The following is a 17331-nucleotide window of genomic DNA, read 5'->3' as shown; positions in this document are numbered from 1 at the left end:
AAGCTGTATGGATACAAATGAATCAAATTATATTGAAAAACCGGCTTTCCTGCCTCATTACGGCGGATTCTGGATCAGGGTTTGCGCGTATCTTTTTGATCTGCTTGTAATCGCTGCGCTGAACGGTCTGCTGATCTATCCGGTTTTCAGATTAAGCGGTCTTGAAATGGGAAGCGGCATGTTCAGTAGTGTAAATATTGCAACTGCTGCAGTATTCTTTGCCTATTTCGTATTAATGACAAAATTCTTCGGGCAGACGCTCGGTAAAATGATATTTGGATTAAGAGTAGTAGCAAAAGACGGGGAGCGCCCGGGGTGGATTACGGTATTAATCAGAGAACTTGCAGGCAGATACATTTATACGTCAATTACGTTCTTTGGACTACCGTTTCTTGCAGTACTCTATGTCGCAGCTGCTTTTACACCGAAAAAGCAGGCAGTACATGATCTGTTCGCAGACACAACCGTTGTACATGAACGGACTGTCGTAAAAGCCGAAACTGTAAAAGTATAATTGAATGATAAAAGGGCAGTTTATCATAGAGGTGGACACTATGATCAAACTGCTCTTTTTATTATTTCTTCCACTATTACTGATGCTGAAATGCAAGTGTATGATTGAAGCAGAATGGAAAGGAAAGTCTATTCATCTGCTGATTGTCATTAAAATAGCAGGCATTAAAATAAAGCGCTTTACTATTCCCATTGAGCTGCTGCCTGAACCTGAATATCAATTCAACCGCAAACCAAAAAAACTAACGAGAAGTGACCTGCGCAAGTTGAAAAAGAAACTTGATGAACTCAGGAGGAACATCTTCAGGCTGAACCGGTGGCTGAAAGCGACACTTAAAGGCTTCAGGATTGATCAGTTAAATATGTCAGCAGGTATTGGTGTTGACAGCCCGGATATCAGTGCCTGGCTAAACGGTGGTATAGGTATCGTACAGGCCATACTTGTTCAGCAACTGGCAAAATATTTTACATTGACTGCCGCTCCGCATATTTCGATTCGTCCCGGCTACGTCAAATCTCCTTTTACCGCTGTATGTCACTGTATAATTTCAGTATCGATTGCACACCTTATGAAAGCAGGCGTTATTCTTCTGTACAGAAGAGTAACCAATCAGCATAAAAGAGTAGGGAGTGACTTAATTGGAACATCCAATTGAAGGTGTAATGACAACAGCAATGGAGCAGTTGAAGGAAATGGTTGACGTGAACACAATTATCGGTGACCCGGTTGAAACGGCTGATGGCAGCACGATCATGACAGTGTCACGCGTACGGTTCGGTTATGCAGCAGGAGGAAGTGACTACCAGACTTCATATGAAGCAGCGTCTGAGCTGCCATTTGGCGGTGGAAGCGGCGGTGGCGTTTCGATTACCCCGGTTGCATTTCTGATTGTAGGAAAAGATGGTATTCGTCTCCATCACATGAATGAAGGAGCACATCTGCTTGAAAAATTAATGGATATGGCACCGGATGCGGTCAGCAGAATCACAGATGTATTTCGTCAGGAGGAAACATATTAGTTGATTGCTGCTTCCTCCTTTCAGTATGATGATAATGAATACATATACTGAAGGAGGATTTACATGGCTTCTATTACGTTTAAGAACAATCCTGTTACATTACTTGGTAATGAAGTGAAAGTCGGAGATCAGGCACCTGAATTTACAGTGCTTGCAAACGACCTGTCACCTTTCCACCTGAAAGACTCTGCTGAGAAAGTAAAAATTATCAGCGTTGTTCCATCACTGGATACGGGTGTTTGCGATGCGCAGACACGCAAATTTAATGAAGAAGCTTCAAAGCTTAACAATACAGAGGTGCTGACGATTTCAGTGGACCTTCCATTTGCACAAAAACGCTGGTGCGGAGACAGCGGTCTTGAGCAGGTGATCACACTGTCTGATCACCGCGACCTTTCTTTCGGCCAGGCTTACGGTGTGGCAATTGAAGAGCTGCGCCTGCTTGCGCGTGCTGTATTTGTCATTGATACAGATGATAAAGTAACGTATGTTGAGTATGTGAAAGAAGCAACTGATCACCCTGACTACGATGCAGCCATTGAAGCTGCAAAAAAAGCAGAGTAATGAAATCAGAAAGCCGTCATGGCTTTCTTTTTTTTATATACATGTTAAAATGAAGCGTCAAAAGTTAAACAGGAGGCACGAAATCATGAGCATATCACCTGTAGAATCTATTTTTACATTACTGAATGAAACGGCTGAGGACATACAGCGCGTGCATTCAATTTCATATTTAGAAGCACTTGCTGAATCAGGAGAACACTGGTTCACAGGAACAGTAGAAGAAACGGACCCTGAACTGAAAAAGAAGCTTGAAGACCGGTATTCAGCACATCAGCTTGAATCCTTTTCACAGGACGATAGAAGAAAGGCATTCCAACTGGCGGTTTTGAAAGGCATGAAAGAGCATATTCAGCCTAACCACCAGATGACACCTGACTCTATTGCAATGGTAATAGGATACCTGCTTGAAAAATTCACAGAAGGTACGGAAAAAGTAACGCTGCTGGATCCTGCGCTTGGTACAGGAAACCTGGTTCTGTCGATCATGAATCAGTTAAATGGAAAGGTAGAAGTGGCGCATGGAGTGGAGATTGATGAAGTACTGATTCGTCTTGCGTACACAGGTGCAAATCTTTCTGAACAGCCGATTCACTTATACACACAGGATTCACTTGAGCCGTTATTCATAGATCCTGCTGATGCAGTGGTCAGTGATCTGCCTGTCGGATATTACCCGAATGATGTAAGAGCAGCAGACTATAAGCTGCAGGCAAAAGAAGGCCACTCATATGCGCATCATTTATTTATTGAACAATCCATTAAGCACGTGAGAAACGGTGGATACCTGTTCTTCCTTGTCCCAAATGGTCTTTTCGAATCACCGCTTGCAGGACAGCTTCATGAATTCCTTAAAGAAGAAGCACATATTCAGGGACTGATAAAACTGCCACAGTCATTGTTCAAAAATGAACAGTCCGCAAAAAGTGTACTGATCCTTCAGAAGCAGGGAGAAAACACCAAAGCGCCAAAACAGGTACTGCTCGCAGACATGCCAAAACTCTCAAATGGCCCTGCTGTTCAAAATATGATGACAAAAATACAGCAGTGGATGAAAGAGAATAAATAAGTTTAAAGCTAATTTAAAGTGTATAGAAAAATTCGTTTCAACTGTAATCGAGTGGAACGGAACGGAGCGGAGGCGACTCCGGGACGAATAGTGGGAAGCTGAGACCCCACAGGCGAAGCCGGAGAGGCTCAGCAACCACCGTCCGGAAAGCGTCTCCCGAAGCGCAGTGAAACGATTAAGAAGACTGAGACAAATTGTTTCAGTCTTTTTCTATTATTGTATTCTGAAAATAAACACTTTTACATGAAAACGTTGCCACTGCAAGCTTTCTCTTGAAGACCGTCAGAGAGAGTGATTAAATGAACATGGATAGTAAATTGTTTAACAGGGTATAAAGGTAATACTTATGTTTTTCATATAAAAGGAGCGAATAAATTTATGACTAAAGTCATTGCAATTAACGCAGGAAGCTCTTCATTGAAGTTTCAGCTTTTTGAAATGCCGGAAGAAGAAGTGATCACAAAAGGTTTAATCGAGCGAATCGGATTGAACGACAGTGTATTCACCATTTCAGTAAACGGCGAGAAGCAAAAAGAAGTTACAGATATCCCAAATCATGAAGTAGCGGTTAAATTACTACTTGATAAGCTGACATCTGCCGGTATTATTCAATCACTGGATGAAATCAATGGGGTTGGTCACCGTGTCGTTCATGGTGGAGAAGTATTCAGTGATTCAGTACTGATCACGGATGAGGCAATTGAGAAATTTGAAGAACTGTCTGAACTTGCACCGCTGCACAACCCTGCCAACATTACAGGTATTAAGGCATTCCAAAACGTACTGCCAAATGTACCTGCAGTTGCAGTATTTGATACAGCGTTCCACCAGACAATGCCTGAAAGCTCATTCCTATACAGTCTTCCTTATGATTATTATAAAGACTTTGGCATTCGTAAATACGGCTTCCACGGTACTTCACACAAGTACGTATCACAGCGTGCATCAGAAATGCTTGGACGTCCGCTTGAGCAGCTTCGTCTGATCTCATGCCACCTTGGTAATGGTGCAAGTATCGCTGCGATCGAAGGCGGTAATTCAATTGATACATCTATGGGCTTCACGCCGCTTGCTGGTGTAACAATGGGTACACGAAGCGGTAATATTGACCCTGCACTCATTCCATTCATCATGGAAAAAACAAACCTTACAGCAGAAGGCGTACTAAACGTACTGAATAAGCAATCAGGTATGCTTGGCGTATCAGGCTTCTCAAGTGACCTTCGTGACATCGAGGTTCAATCGGCAGAAGGAAATGAGCGTGCACGTCTTGCGCTTGATGTATTCTCAAACCGTATTCACAAGTATATCGGTTCTTACGCAGCACGTATGAACGGTGTTGACGCGATTATTTTCACAGCCGGTATCGGTGAAAACAGTGATGTGATCCGTGCAGAAGTGCTGAAAGGCCTTGAATTCATGGGCGTTTATTGGGACCCTGCATTGAATAAAACACGTGGAGAGGAAGCATTCATCAATTATCCTCACTCACCTGTAAAAGTCATCGTCATTCCGACTGATGAAGAGGTTATGATTGCACGCGACGTAACGCGTCTAACTTAATAAACATTTTTAGCTGCAGATCTGCGTATTTAATGTACCCAGATCTGCAGTTTTTGTTTTCAAAAGGAAATTAATAGTATAATAAAAGAAACGAAGGGTGAGGTGGTTACATGAGCTGGTCTCCACGCGATCAGGAAGTATACAACGAAATTGAGATGTGGAAGCAAACACTGAATGAAGTGTCAGGCAACGACCTGACCAATGTATATTCAAAATGGATTGAACGGTCATTTTCATTACTGCCTGAAGAAATCAAAAAAGAATTGTTTTCTCATATCGATACGTCCCTATTCCATATACATAGCACCATGCAGGGTTTTCAGCTTCAGCAGGACGAACGTGAAAGTATTTTAAGAACGGCTAAAGCGTTTGATGACACTGTCATTCAGATTGAAGATATACGAAATCTGAGTATTGATCAGCTCAACTATCTTTCTTTACAGCAGAGCGGGAGACACAGACTTTATTCGTTTATACAGGGTGGGATAGCAGGGTCAGGCGGGGCGGCAGCATTTATCAGTGATCTGATTGCACTGCTCCTGATCAATATCAGAGCCATCCAGTTTACTGCAGCAGCCTACGGACGCGATGTGCATACACCATATGAAATGACCATCGCATTAAAGCTTTTTCATGCATCCACCCTGCCAAAAAAATTTCAGGGAGAAGCATGGGATGAACTTGTGGATACCTTAAGCAGTGTGCAGAGTGATTACTTCTTCAATGGAAGTGATAAGCTCACAAATGAACGCTGGCTTGAAGGACCGGGACTGCAGCTGTTTAAAACACTCGCCATCAGAATGTTTAAAAACAAACGCGCCGGCGGCTACCCCGTCATCTCAATGGCAATCGGGGCAGCCGCAAATTACCAGCTGACCAGAAATGTCACTGAATATGCAGAGCGCTTTTATCAATACCGCTATCTGATTGAAAAGACAAATCAAAATTCTTATTAAATGAGTACCGCTCAAATTCTAATAGTAATTTAAGTAGAACGAAGCATAAGGCGGCGACTCCGGGACGATTTGAGGGAAGCTGAGACCCCTCAGCCAATGGCGAGGAGGCTCAGCAACCTCCGTCTGGAAAGCGTCCGTCTGAAGCGCAATGGAACGTTTCTAAAAGACTGAGACCTCATAGTTTCAGTCTTTTTATTTTTGTATAAATGAATGATATCAGAATATTTAATCTTTATTTTTTTCATCAAGATGGGTTGCATCTTTATAAATACCCTGATATGATACATTCATCATATAAAGAATAAATATACAAAGTTATTTATAAAAATACGAAAGAGGTTGATTGACATGACACAAAATAAAAAAGTAGTTTTAGCATATTCAGGTGGACTTGATACATCAGTAGCGATTCAGTGGTTAAAAGACCAGGGTTATTCAGTTGTTGCATGCTGCTTAGACGTTGGTGAAGGGAAAGATCTTGATTTTGTGAAAGAAAAAGCACTGACAGTCGGTGCAGTTGACAGCTATGTGATTGATGCAAAAGAAGAATTCGCACAGGACTTTGCTTTGATCGCGCTTCAGGCTCATACAATGTATGAAGGTAAATATCCATTAGTATCAGCATTATCAAGACCGCTGATTGCGAAAAAGTTGGTTGAAGTAGCTGAGAAGACAGGTGCTTCCGCAGTGGCGCATGGATGTACTGGAAAAGGAAACGACCAGGTTCGTTTTGAAGTGGCAATCAACGGTTTGAATCCTGAGCTTGAAGTACTTGCACCAGTTCGTGAGTGGGGCTGGTCAAGAGAAGAAGAAATCGAATATGCGAAAAAGCATAATATCCCGATTCCGATCAATCTGGATAGCCCTTATTCAATTGACCAGAATCTGTGGGGAAGAAGTAATGAGTGCGGTATCCTTGAAGATCCGTGGGCTGCTCCTCCAGAAGGTGCTTATGATCTGACAGCATCACTAGAGACAACGCCTAACTCACCTGAAACAATTGAAATTACATTTGAAAATGGCGTGCCTGTAGCATTAAACGGTCAGGGCATGAAGCTTTCAGATATGATTCTTAAATTAAATGACATTGCCGGTAAACACGGTGTCGGAAGAATCGACCACGTTGAAAATCGTCTTGTTGGAATCAAATCAAGAGAAGTATACGAGTGCCCAGGTGCAATTACATTGATGAAAGCACACAAAGAGCTTGAAGATCTGACGCTTGTAAAAGAAATGGCTCACTTTAAGCCTGTCATTGAGAAGAAGCTGACTGAAATGATCTATGAAGGTCTATGGTTCTCACCACTGACTGATGCATTAAAGTCATTCCTTGAAGAAACACAGCAATATGTAAATGGTGTAGCAAGAGTGAAGCTGTTCAAGGGTCATGCGATTGTTGAAGGAAGAACTTCACCAAATTCACTTTATAATGAAAAGCTTGCAACTTATACTTCTGATGATGAATTTGACCACGGTGCAGCTGTAGGCTTCATTAAGCTATGGGGGCTTCCGACAAAGGTTCATTCAATGGTTCAGAAGGAATCAAAAGGTGTGACGACTTCATGAGCAAACTTTGGGGAGGACGTTTTTCACAATCACCCGAGGAGTGGGTTGACGAGTTCAACGCCTCCATCGGGTTTGATCAGAACCTTGTAATGGAAGACCTGGAGGGGTCTGAAGCGCACGTCACAATGCTTGGCGAGTGCGGTATTTTAGAACATTCTGAAGTGAAGCAGATCCTGTCAGGTCTTTCTGTACTGAAGGAAAAAGCACAGAAGGGAGAACTTCCCTATTCTGTACAAAATGAAGATATCCATTTAAATCTGGAGCATTTTCTGATTCAGGAAATCGGACAGGTTGGCGGTAAGCTTCATACCGGAAGAAGCAGAAATGACCAGGTCGCAACGGATATGCATCTGTATCTTAAAAACAGAGTGATTGAGATTGTTGAACTGATCCGTGCTGTTCAGGAAGCAGTTGTCAAGCAGGCTGGTGAGCATGTAGAAACCATTGCACCTGGGTATACACACCTTCAGCGTGCGCAGCCCGTTTCTTTTGCGCATCACCTGATGGCTTACTTCTGGATGCTTGAAAGAGACGTTCAGCGCTTTCAGGATTCACTGAAAAGAATCGATGTCTCTCCACTGGGAGCAGGCGCACTGGCGGGAACAACTTTTCCGATTAACAGAAAGCGTTCTGCAGAGCTGCTCGGCTTCTCTGACATTTATGAAAACAGCATGGACGCAGTGAGTGATCGTGATTTTATCGTTGAATTTTTATCAAATGCATCGATGACAATTATGCACCTCTCAAGATTTTCAGAAGAAATGATTATCTGGTCAAGTCAGGAGTTCCAGTTTATCGAGCTGGCAGATGCTTTCTCAACTGGCAGCAGCATTATGCCACAGAAGAAGAATCCTGATATGGCAGAGCTTGTGAGAGGCAAAACAGGAAGAGTATTTGGACACTTAGTCTCAATGCTGACCGTGCTGAAAGGTCTTCCGCTCGCTTACAATAAAGATATGCAGGAAGATAAAGAGGGTATGTTTGATACAGTTCATACGCTGATGGGATCTTTAAAGATCTTTGCAGGTATGATCAATACGATGAAAGTAAAAACAGACCAGCTGGCAAAAGCCGTCAACGAAGATTTCTCTAATGCAACCGAACTTGCGGATTACCTCGCTTCAAAAGGGATGCCGTTCCGTGAGGCGCATGAAGTTGTAGGAAAGCTTGTGCTGACGTGTATTAATCAGGGCATCTATCTGAAGGATTTACCGCTGAGTGAAATGACAGCAGCTTCTTTTCTGATTGAAGAAGACATCTATCATGTGCTTGAACCAGCACAGGCAGTAAAACGCCGTGAGTCAGAAGGCGGTACAGGCTTTGAACAGGTAAAAAACCAGCTGAAAAAAGCAGAAGCAATTATAAAGGATCATGTGAAAGCCTAATCATCAAAAAAGAGAGAACCTTTAGTGGTTCTCTCTTTTAATCATTAAATATCCAGATCTTTTGCTGCCTTTTCCGGAGGCTGGTCAGTACGAACAACAAGCACATCGCACTTTGCTGCCCGTACGATATGTTCAGAGATACTTCCGATCAGGAAGCGCTCCATCGCATTAAGACCAGTCGCGCCACAAATGATCAGGTCTGCTTCAACTTTTTGTGCAAATTCTTTTGGAACAAGCACTTTTGGAGAACCGTATTCTACAAATACATTAACCTTTCCAACACCTTTGCTTTCCGCTTCTTTCTTGTAATCGTTCAGCATTTCTTCAGCAAATGTTTCTGCTCTTTTAGCAACACTTCTGTCGTAAGCTTCAACAACCGCAAATGAACGAGTGTCGATTACATGAAGCAGGTTCAGCGTTGCATCATTTCTTTTCGCGATATCAATTGACTTTTTAAAAGCCCACTCCGCTTCCTTAGAGCCGTCTACAGCAACAAGAATGTGGTCATAGCTTAATGTCATTTTGATCGCCTCCTTTACTTATATATTACACCGAATCGTGTCAATATTCCTGCTAATTGTGAGAAATTTCTGATCGATTTGTGACTAATTTTTGTAAAACAGTATAAAAGACACATGCGGCTGTAAATACAATTAAACCAGGCGATAATGTATCAGGAATTAAAAAGTAAACAGGTACAAATAATAAAACAGTAAATAACGCAGATAAATTTGCTGAATGACTTCCGGCCGTAAGACGGATTAAATGGTCTTTTGTGATATTCATCTTTTTAACCATTACATAGTCAGCAATGATGACTGCGGATAAAGGAACAATTGCTGCGCCAAGCAGAGAGATATACGTTTCTGCTTCTTCAACGATCCCCGGAAACAGACTGAGTGCAGTTGCTGCGATTCCAAACACGACAGCACTTTTAACGCGCCCGAGGGAAGGCAGCGCATTTAAAAGACTGTACCCGCCGGTATAAGCATTGCTGAGATTAATGGAAATCATTGAAATAATTGCGCCGGCAGCAATCAGAACGATCGCAGCATTTGAATCAGTCAGCATGCTTGCTGATACAAACGGATTAACAGACTGCAACGCTGAAGCAAATAAAGCACCAAGTACAGCTACAACTGCAAATCCTGCAATATTTCCAGTCAGCACACCGATAAAGCCTTCTTTAGGAGATTTTGCATAACGGGTGATATCAGAGGATGCACTGACGCCTGAGACATATTGCATAAAGGCCAGGCTGCCGTAAAAGAAACAGGTGCCGATCGAGAATTCACCCCGGGATAATACACTTGTGTCAGCAGCAATCAAATCAATAATCAGGAAAAGCATCAGCAGCTGACTGAGAAATAATAACGGAATAAACCATTTAATGGTTTTCTTAACAGCTTCAAACCCAATTAATGCAAGTACCGCCATAATGATAGAAAAAAGAGGAGCGAGCACATACAAAGGAATCAGGATTCCAGCAAATTCATTTAGTAAAAACTGTACAACAATTGATCCGCCAATCGTCTGAACAGCGAACCAGTATAAAGACGTAAGTGATCTTACAGGTGAAGCAAAGTACATAGAAAGCTTGCTTCCAATCATCGTCCGAATAACATATTGTGCAGGAAGACCGTAGCGTGCACCAGGCAGTGAGAGAATTGAAACCAGTATAAATGCTAAGACTGCACCAATCAGCGTTGAGCTTATGGCAGTACCTGCAGACAGACCACCTGCAGTGACAGCCAGAGCGGGCACGAGGACATTACCTGTGTTCACTGAAAACGCCATTTGTATAAATGCATAATCAAACCAGCGCGTTTTCTTTTCAGATTCCGGCACCTCTGACAAACCAATCGTTTCAATCTGAATTCTTTTTTTATTTACAGCTGTTGTCATAATATGTCTCCCGTTTATAGAATATCGTCATTTTAACACATTAGTGTAATAGCGAAAACGTTTTCAAAATGTGCGAATTATTAATCAATTTAGAAGTGTAAAATAAGTAGGGACAAGGGATAGGCGATTTGTTAAAATGGAACTGCAAAAAGGGTGTTTAAAATTTTCTGGATTTAGGAGGAATATACATGCGTGTCGGGATTCCAAGAGAGATAAAGAATAATGAGAACCGGGTGGCGATTACACCATCAGGCGTTTATCATTTCGTTAATCAGGGTCATGAAGTACTTGTTGAAGATGGCGCAGGTCTTGGTTCGGGATTTACGAATGAAGATTATACTGCTGCCGGTGCACAGATCGCACCTACAGCTGCTGATGCATGGGCTTGTGAAATGGTGATGAAAGTAAAAGAACCAATCGCGAGCGAATATGGTTATTTCCGTGAAGGGCAAATTCTGTTCACCTATTTACACCTTGCACCGGAGCCGGAGCTGACAAAAGCATTAATCGACAATAAAGTTGTATCGATTGCATATGAAACGGTTCAGCTGCCAAATGGTTCACTTCCACTATTAACACCGATGAGTGAGGTAGCGGGCAGAATGTCAACACAGATTGGCGCGCAGTTCCTTGAGAAAATTCATGGTGGTATGGGTATCCTGCTTGCAGGCGTACCGGGTGTAGCGAGAGGGAAAGTCACTGTCATCGGCGGAGGAGTAGCAGGAACGAATGCTGCCAAAATGGCTGTAGGACTTGGAGCAGATGTGACGATCCTTGACCTGAATCCTGAAAGACTGCGTCAGCTGGATGATCTGTTTGGTAAAGATGTGACAACATTAATGTCTAATCCGTTAAATATAGCAGAAAGCGTTGCTGAATCTGACCTTGTCATTGGTGCAGTGCTGATTCCTGGCGCGAAAGCACCTAAATTAGTGAGTGAAGAAATGATCAAGGCGATGAAGCCTGGTGCAGTTGTTGTTGATATTGCGATCGACCAGGGTGGAATTTTTGAAACGACTGATAAAATCACAACGCATGATAACCCTACTTATACAAAGCACGGTGTTGTTCATTATGCAGTTGCAAATATGCCGGGTGCAGTACCGCGTACGTCTACAATTGCGCTGACAAACGTGACAGTGCCGTATGGTATCCAGATTGCAAATAAAGGCTATCGTCAGGCATGCATTGATAACGAAGCTTTGATGAGCGGAATTAATACGCTGAATGGCTACGTTACATATAATGCAGTAGCTGAAGCGCATGGTCTTGAGTATGCAAACGTGAGAGAATTATTAATTCATTAAGATAAATCAGCACCCGGCCGTTACATACGGTCGGGTGCTTTTTTAGGCTTTGATAAAGTTGGCTGTTGATCTCCGCTTCAGGGGGACGCTTTCCGTGGCCGGCAGGCTTCGCCATAAGCCTCACCTGTCCCTTCCTGCCGCAGCCCCTTCCACTCCAATCACCAGCTGTGCAAAAACAAAAATGGATTTTATCAAAGCGTTTCGTTAAAGAGTGTGCAGATACAGATGTGCAATTATGGTCGTACAGTTTCAGATAAATCCCTGTTGATTCTATAAACATATATTTTCTGCAATCTGTCACGCCTGGCATTTGCTTAATATGTCTGCAGTGTTTTCGGGAACTTCGTTAATGTCTCATATCCGTTTTCTGTCACAAGCACATCGTCTTCAATCCTTACTCCTGCAACACCAGGTAAGTAAATCCCCGGCTCGATTGTAAATGTCATACCTTTTTTAAGTACAATGTCACTTTCAGATGTAATAGATGGATACTCATGCACATTCAATCCCAGGCCATGACCAAGTCTGTGTGGGAAATAGTCCCCATAACCTGCGTCTTCGATGACTTTTCTCGCTGCAAGGTCGAGATCACTGGATTTTACGCCTGGCTTCACCATTTCAAGAGCTGTCATTTCAGCTTTGAGCACAGTTTTATAAATCTCCTGCTGCTGATCTGAAATCTCTCCAAAAGCAACGGTTCTTGTGATATCAGAACAATATCCTTTATAGACAACCCCCAAGTCGAACAGCACAAGGTCACCTTTTTTAATTCTGGTGTCACCCGGCGTGCCATGAGGGGAAGAAGCATTTTCACCTGTCAGCACCATTGTAGAAAATGACATTTCCGTAATGCCTTTTTTCTTCAGTTCATATTCAACCTTTGCCAGTACTTCAAGCTCAGTTCTCCCTTCCTCCAGTTCGCTGCATGCAGTCTCAATTGCAAAGTCAGCAAGCTCTGCTGCTTTTTTTAGGAGCGTCACTTCCTCATCTGATTTTATGACGCGCATGTCATTCATCATGTGTTCAGCTGCATGAACCTGGCACTCACCAAATACCTGATGAAACAGCTCCAGTCTTTCAACTGTCAGATGATTTTTTTCAATTGCAACCCGCTTAAACCCGCTTACTCCAGCCTTCAGCAGTTCAAGGGGGCTTTCAGTATCACTGTATCCGATGATTGAGCCTTCCCAGCCTGCTCCTCTTGCATCCTCAACTTCCATCCCCGGGCAGATTAAAATCGCGTCGCCGTCTGCCGGTATGTATACTGCAAGCCATCGTTCATGCGGGTCACTTCTAAACCCTGTTGTATATGTCACATTTTCAGTAGAAGTTAAAAAAGCGCAGTCTATTTGTTCATCTTTCAAATATGCCTGGATTTTTTCGATCATATGAATCATCCTTTCAATTTCAGTCAGTTCAAAATTATCACTATCTTTTGCACATGTAAATGTTTCATGAATTGAAGGAAGGGAAAAGTTGAGGGAGAAACCGTAACCTAGGAGGAATGAAGATGAAAATTTCTTACCATGGACATTCAATTATTAAAATTGAAACAAACGGCAAAACGATTCTGCTTGACCCATTTATCAATGGCAACGAACAGACAGACCTGAATGCAGACGATCAGAACCCTGATGTGATTATCCTGACACACGGACATAACGACCACGTCGGTGACACAGTAGAGATTGCTAAACGGAGTGATGCACTGGTCATCGCGCCATTTGAACTGGCAAATTATATGGAAATGCAGGGATTAAAAACTCACCCGATGCACATTGGAGGAGCATATGAATTTGAGTTCGGAAAAGTAAAATTCACTCAGGCATTCCACGGTTCATCCTATACAACTGAAGACAATCAGATTATTTACACTGGCATGCCGGCAGGAGTACTCTTCATGGCTGAGGGAAAAACGGTCTATCACGCCGGTGACACCGCACTCTTCGGCGATATGAAACTCATTGGTGACAGACATCCGATTGACATCGCATTTCTGCCAATCGGCGACAACTTCACAATGGGACCGGAAGATGCCGCATACGCCGCAGAACTGCTACAGGCAACACATGTCGTCCCGATTCACTACAACACATTCCCGCCAATCAAACAGGATCCTGAAAAATTCATCAACATGCTCAAAGACGGCCAGGGCAAAATGATGCATGCCGGAGATCATGTGGAATTATAAGTTGACTAAAAGATGCGTAACCTACGCATCTTTTTATTTTGTCGAGATGTATTTATTTCGCTTTGTTACAGTCCATTGTTGTTTCTGCACAGCTGGTGATTGGAGCGTAAGAGGGCGGCTCGCAGGAAGGGACGTGTGAGGCCTATGCGAAGCCTGCGGGCTCAAGGACAGGACCAAAAAACGGTCCACCGACGGAAAGCGTCCCCCTGAAGCGGAAATCAACAGCCAACTTTAACAAAGCCATTTATTTAGATGCACAGCTCCAACCCTCAGCCAAATGATCATAAGCTATCTTATAATGTCCAACACCGATTTGAACCTTTCTTACCACTACGGTTATAATAAAGGAACGAATGCAGGAATCAGAAAGCGGGGATTAGCGATTGGCTACAAAACATGAACAAATACTACAACATATAGAATCCCTGCCTGTCGGAAACAAAATATCCGTAAGACAGGTAGCAAAACATATGGCAGTCAGCGAGGGCACAGCCTACCGGGCGATAAAAGAAGCAGAAAATAAAGGCATGGTCAGTACAATTGAACGGGTCGGGACCATCAGAATAGAAAAAAAGATACGTGAAAATATCGAACGGCTTACTTATGCAGAAGTCGTTAATATCGTAGACGGCCATGTAGTCGGAGGGCGGACAGGGCTTCATAAAACCCTGAATAAATTCGTAATAGGGGCAATGAAGCTTGAAGCCATGATGAGATATACAGAAGCCGGCAACCTGCTGATTGTCGGGAATAGAACAAAGGCGCACGAATATGCGTTAAATGCCGGAGCGGCTGTGTTGGTTACAGGTGGATTTGATGCTGAAGAACCTGTAAAAAAACTCGCAGACGAGCTTGAGCTTCCTGTCATTTCTACAAGCTATGATACCTTTACTGTTGCAGCAATGATTAACCGGGCGATTTATGATCAGATGATTAAAAAAGAAATCGTTCTTGTGGATGATATCCTGATTCCGCTTGAACAGTCCTATTATCTGACCTCCAAGTCAACTGTCAGGGAGTGGGAAGATTTAAATAAAGATACGCAGCACAGCCGTTTTCCGGTTGTTGATGCCACATCTTTAAAAGTGACGGGGATGGTCACCGCAAAAGACATTCTCGGCAGGGGAAAAGATGAACTTCTTGAAAAAGTGATGACAAAATACCCGCTGACGGTGAATGCGAAGACAAGTGTAGCCTCTGCTGCCCATATTATGATCTGGGAAGGGATCGAGCTTTTACCGGTTGTAAATGAATCACACCAGCTTCAGGGTGTAATCAGCAGACAGGATGTACTGAAAGCGATGCAGATGATTCAGCGGCAGCCTCAAATGGGTGAAACAATTGATGACCTCATTTTAAAAGAGCTGCAGGTTGAAAAAACTGAAAATAAACGCCAGACTTTCCAAGTGACGCCGCAGATGACTAATCATCTAGGCGCGATTTCATATGGTGTTTTTACCACATTAGTCACTGAATCAGCGAACCAGCTGCTGAAAGAATACAAACGAAGCGATCTGGTTGTTGAAAACATCACCATTTATTTTATCAAGCCGGTTCAGATGGAAAGCACGCTTGAAATCGCACCTAAGTTACTTGATGTCGGACGTAAATTCGGGAAAGTGGATGTTGAGGTTTTCAGTGAGGGAAACCTTGTTGGAAAAGCAATGATGATGTGTCAGCTGCTTGAAAAATAATGAAGAGGATGGGACACAGAAGTGTTTCATCCTCTTCAATCGTTTTGCTGCACTTAGATATAAGGCTTTATTGTTGTTTCTTCACAGCTGGTAGTTGGAGTGAAAGGCGGCGACTCCTGCGGCAGGAAGGGGCCAGTGAGATCAAGCACGGCGAAGCCTGCGAGCTCACCGGTCCGGCCGCGGAAAGCGTCCGCCTGTAACGGAAACTACCAGCCAACAATTTTTAACATAGCTGAATGTATTTTAAATTATTGATTCCAGTTATTTTCTTCTTCCACCAGTAAAGGCGTATAATGTTTATAGGCTTTATAGCGAATCCATGCACTCGAGAAGCCGACGATCATAAATACAAGTGCAACGATGTAAGTGAAAATCAGGTCAGTTGCCAGCTCAAAGTTAAATAGAAAAAGTGTATTCAGCCCGATGAGCCCCATTCCAACACCAAGCGCCATTCCTGCGCGGCTTTTTTGCCAGGCTTTTTCTACGGGACGGGGCGTACGGATCTGCTTTGTTTTAAAATAGAAATAAGCAACTCCGGACATAATGATCAAGAAAACTAAGATTGCCATTTTGATTCCTCCAATAATAAACTACTATTATTGTAATGGCTTATCAGGTTAAATTCCACTAATTCAGGGAGTGACAGACGTTGAAAGAACAAATCATTGAACAAATTAAGCAATATGACAAAATTATACTACATAGACATGTAAGACCGGATCCTGATGCATATGGGTCACAGGCTGGACTTGCTGAAATCATTAAAGCCTCTTTTCCGGATAAGAAAGTATATACAACAGGTATACCGGAGCCGACACTTACGTTTTTACACGAACTTGACGAATTAAAAGATGAAGATTTCGAGGATGCGCTGATTATTGTGTGTGACACTGCAAATACAGACAGAATTGATGATCAGCGATATGTGAACGGTGCAAAGGTAATTAAAATCGATCACCACCCGAATGAGGATGCATATGGCGATCTGTTATGGGTAGATACTTCTGCAAGTTCAGCCAGTGAAATGATCTACGAACTTTATTTAAGCGGAAAAGATGAAGGATTAAAAATGTCTGATGCTGCTGCAAGACTCATCTATGCGGGAATTGTCGGGGACACAGGGCGCTTTTTATATCCAAGCACCACACAGAAAACCTTTGATTACGCTGGTGAACTGATTAAATATGACTTTGAAAGATCAGCACTTTACAATTCACTTTATGAAATGGACGCTCACGTTTTAAAGCTACAGGGATATGTGCTGCAAAATTTCCACATGTCAGAAAATGGCGCAGCCCATGTGAAATTAACAAAAGAAAAGCTTGCTGAATTTAATGCAGCACCATCTGAGGCGTCACTTCTTGTCAGTACGCTTGGCAGTGTGAAGGGGATCAGCGCCTGGGTGTTTTTCATTGAAGAGGAAAAAGAGATCCGGGTCCGCCTGCGCTCAAAAGGACCGATCGTGAATGAGCTTGCAAAGCAATATAACGGCGGCGGTCACCCGGTGGCAGCCGGTGCTTCCATTTATAAATGGGATGAAGCTGAGGAAGTCATTGAAAAGCTTGAAGCAATCTGCAAAGAATACCGTTAAAAAAGTGATG

17 protein-coding genes are annotated in these 17331 nt (G+C 42.9%); 13 read left to right on the top strand and 4 right to left on the bottom strand.

The features are described from left to right. Positions 1–7 precede the first annotated feature (7 nt). The 9 genes from UFB30_RS09500 (at position 8) to argH (ending at position 8633) form a co-directional block, all read left to right on the top strand. On the top strand, positions 8–514 hold the full coding sequence (locus UFB30_RS09500) for an RDD family protein (RefSeq protein WP_322421427.1): 507 nt from the start codon (positions 8–10) through the stop codon (positions 512–514). 40 nt (positions 515–554) lie between these two features. Then, on the top strand, positions 555–1169 hold the full coding sequence (locus UFB30_RS09495; RefSeq protein WP_322421426.1) for a hypothetical protein: 615 nt from the start codon (positions 555–557) through the stop codon (positions 1167–1169). A 7-nt stretch (positions 1170–1176) separates the two neighbouring features. Then, entirely contained in the window at positions 1177–1533 is a 357-nt protein-coding gene (gene ytfJ, locus UFB30_RS09490; protein ID WP_322421549.1) for a GerW family sporulation protein, read from the top strand. A gap of 63 nt (positions 1534–1596) precedes the next feature. Next, positions 1597–2097: a thiol peroxidase gene (gene tpx / locus UFB30_RS09485; protein WP_322421425.1), complete on the top strand. Its 501-nt coding sequence runs from the start codon at positions 1597–1599 to the stop codon at positions 2095–2097. 85 nt (positions 2098–2182) lie between these two features. Continuing rightward, positions 2183–3163: a class I SAM-dependent methyltransferase gene (locus tag UFB30_RS09480; protein ID WP_322421424.1), complete on the top strand. Its 981-nt coding sequence runs from the start codon at positions 2183–2185 to the stop codon at positions 3161–3163. Between the two features lie 378 nt (positions 3164–3541). Further along, positions 3542–4726 carry an acetate kinase gene (locus UFB30_RS09475; protein WP_322421423.1) on the top strand — a complete coding sequence of 395 codons (1185 nt, stop codon included), beginning with the start codon at positions 3542–3544 and terminating at the stop codon, positions 4724–4726. Positions 4727–4836: 110 nt separating this feature from the next. After that, positions 4837–5682 carry an EcsC family protein gene (locus tag UFB30_RS09470; protein ID WP_322421422.1) on the top strand — a complete coding sequence of 282 codons (846 nt, stop codon included), beginning with the start codon at positions 4837–4839 and terminating at the stop codon, positions 5680–5682. 348 nt (positions 5683–6030) lie between these two features. Continuing rightward, a complete protein-coding gene (locus tag UFB30_RS09465; protein WP_322421421.1) occupies positions 6031–7248 on the top strand; it encodes an argininosuccinate synthase in 1218 nt (405 codons plus the stop codon). Then, positions 7245–8633: an argininosuccinate lyase gene (gene argH, locus UFB30_RS09460; RefSeq protein WP_322421420.1), complete on the top strand. Its 1389-nt coding sequence runs from the start codon at positions 7245–7247 to the stop codon at positions 8631–8633. Before UFB30_RS09465 ends, argH begins: the two co-directional genes overlap by 4 nt. Positions 8634–8677: 44 nt before the next feature. Here argH and UFB30_RS09455 read toward each other — a convergent pair whose 3' ends face one another. Next, positions 8678–9154 carry a universal stress protein gene (locus tag UFB30_RS09455; protein ID WP_322421419.1) on the bottom strand — a complete coding sequence of 159 codons (477 nt, stop codon included), beginning with the start codon at positions 9152–9154 and terminating at the stop codon, positions 8678–8680. A gap of 52 nt (positions 9155–9206) precedes the next feature. Continuing rightward, positions 9207–10538: a purine-cytosine permease family protein gene (locus UFB30_RS09450; protein WP_322421418.1), complete on the bottom strand. Its 1332-nt coding sequence runs from the start codon at positions 10536–10538 to the stop codon at positions 9207–9209. 188 nt (positions 10539–10726) lie between these two features. On the opposite strand from UFB30_RS09450, the gene ald reads away from it, so the two are divergent. Next, positions 10727–11845, top strand: a complete 1119-nt coding sequence (gene ald, locus UFB30_RS09445) for an alanine dehydrogenase (protein ID WP_322421417.1) — start codon at positions 10727–10729, stop codon at positions 11843–11845. 314 nt (positions 11846–12159) lie between these two features. Here ald and UFB30_RS09440 read toward each other — a convergent pair whose 3' ends face one another. Beyond that, complete coding sequence (locus UFB30_RS09440; protein WP_322421416.1) at positions 12160–13242, bottom strand: M24 family metallopeptidase; 1083 nt, start codon at positions 13240–13242, stop codon at positions 12160–12162. 113 nt (positions 13243–13355) lie between these two features. Between UFB30_RS09440 and UFB30_RS09435 the strand changes: the two genes are divergently transcribed. Both UFB30_RS09435 and UFB30_RS09430 read left to right on the top strand, forming a co-directional pair. Then, positions 13356–14036: a metal-dependent hydrolase gene (locus UFB30_RS09435; protein ID WP_322421415.1), complete on the top strand. Its 681-nt coding sequence runs from the start codon at positions 13356–13358 to the stop codon at positions 14034–14036. 383 nt (positions 14037–14419) lie between these two features. Continuing rightward, positions 14420–15730 carry a DRTGG domain-containing protein gene (locus tag UFB30_RS09430; protein ID WP_322421414.1) on the top strand — a complete coding sequence of 437 codons (1311 nt, stop codon included), beginning with the start codon at positions 14420–14422 and terminating at the stop codon, positions 15728–15730. A 248-nt stretch (positions 15731–15978) separates the two neighbouring features. Here the strand turns inward: UFB30_RS09430 and UFB30_RS09425 are convergent, their stop codons facing one another. Then, complete coding sequence (locus UFB30_RS09425) at positions 15979–16299, bottom strand: YtpI family protein (RefSeq protein WP_322421413.1); 321 nt, start codon at positions 16297–16299, stop codon at positions 15979–15981. 80 nt (positions 16300–16379) lie between these two features. On the opposite strand from UFB30_RS09425, the gene UFB30_RS09420 reads away from it, so the two are divergent. Continuing rightward, positions 16380–17321, top strand: a complete 942-nt coding sequence (locus tag UFB30_RS09420; RefSeq protein WP_322421412.1) for a DHH family phosphoesterase — start codon at positions 16380–16382, stop codon at positions 17319–17321. Positions 17322–17331 lie beyond the last annotated feature (10 nt).

Origin of the sequence: Jeotgalibacillus haloalkalitolerans (assembly GCF_034427455.1) — a bacterium.
GTDB lineage: Bacteria > Bacillota > Bacilli > Bacillales > Jeotgalibacillaceae > Jeotgalibacillus > Jeotgalibacillus haloalkalitolerans.
This window is presented reverse-complemented; position numbering and strand designations above follow the sequence as displayed.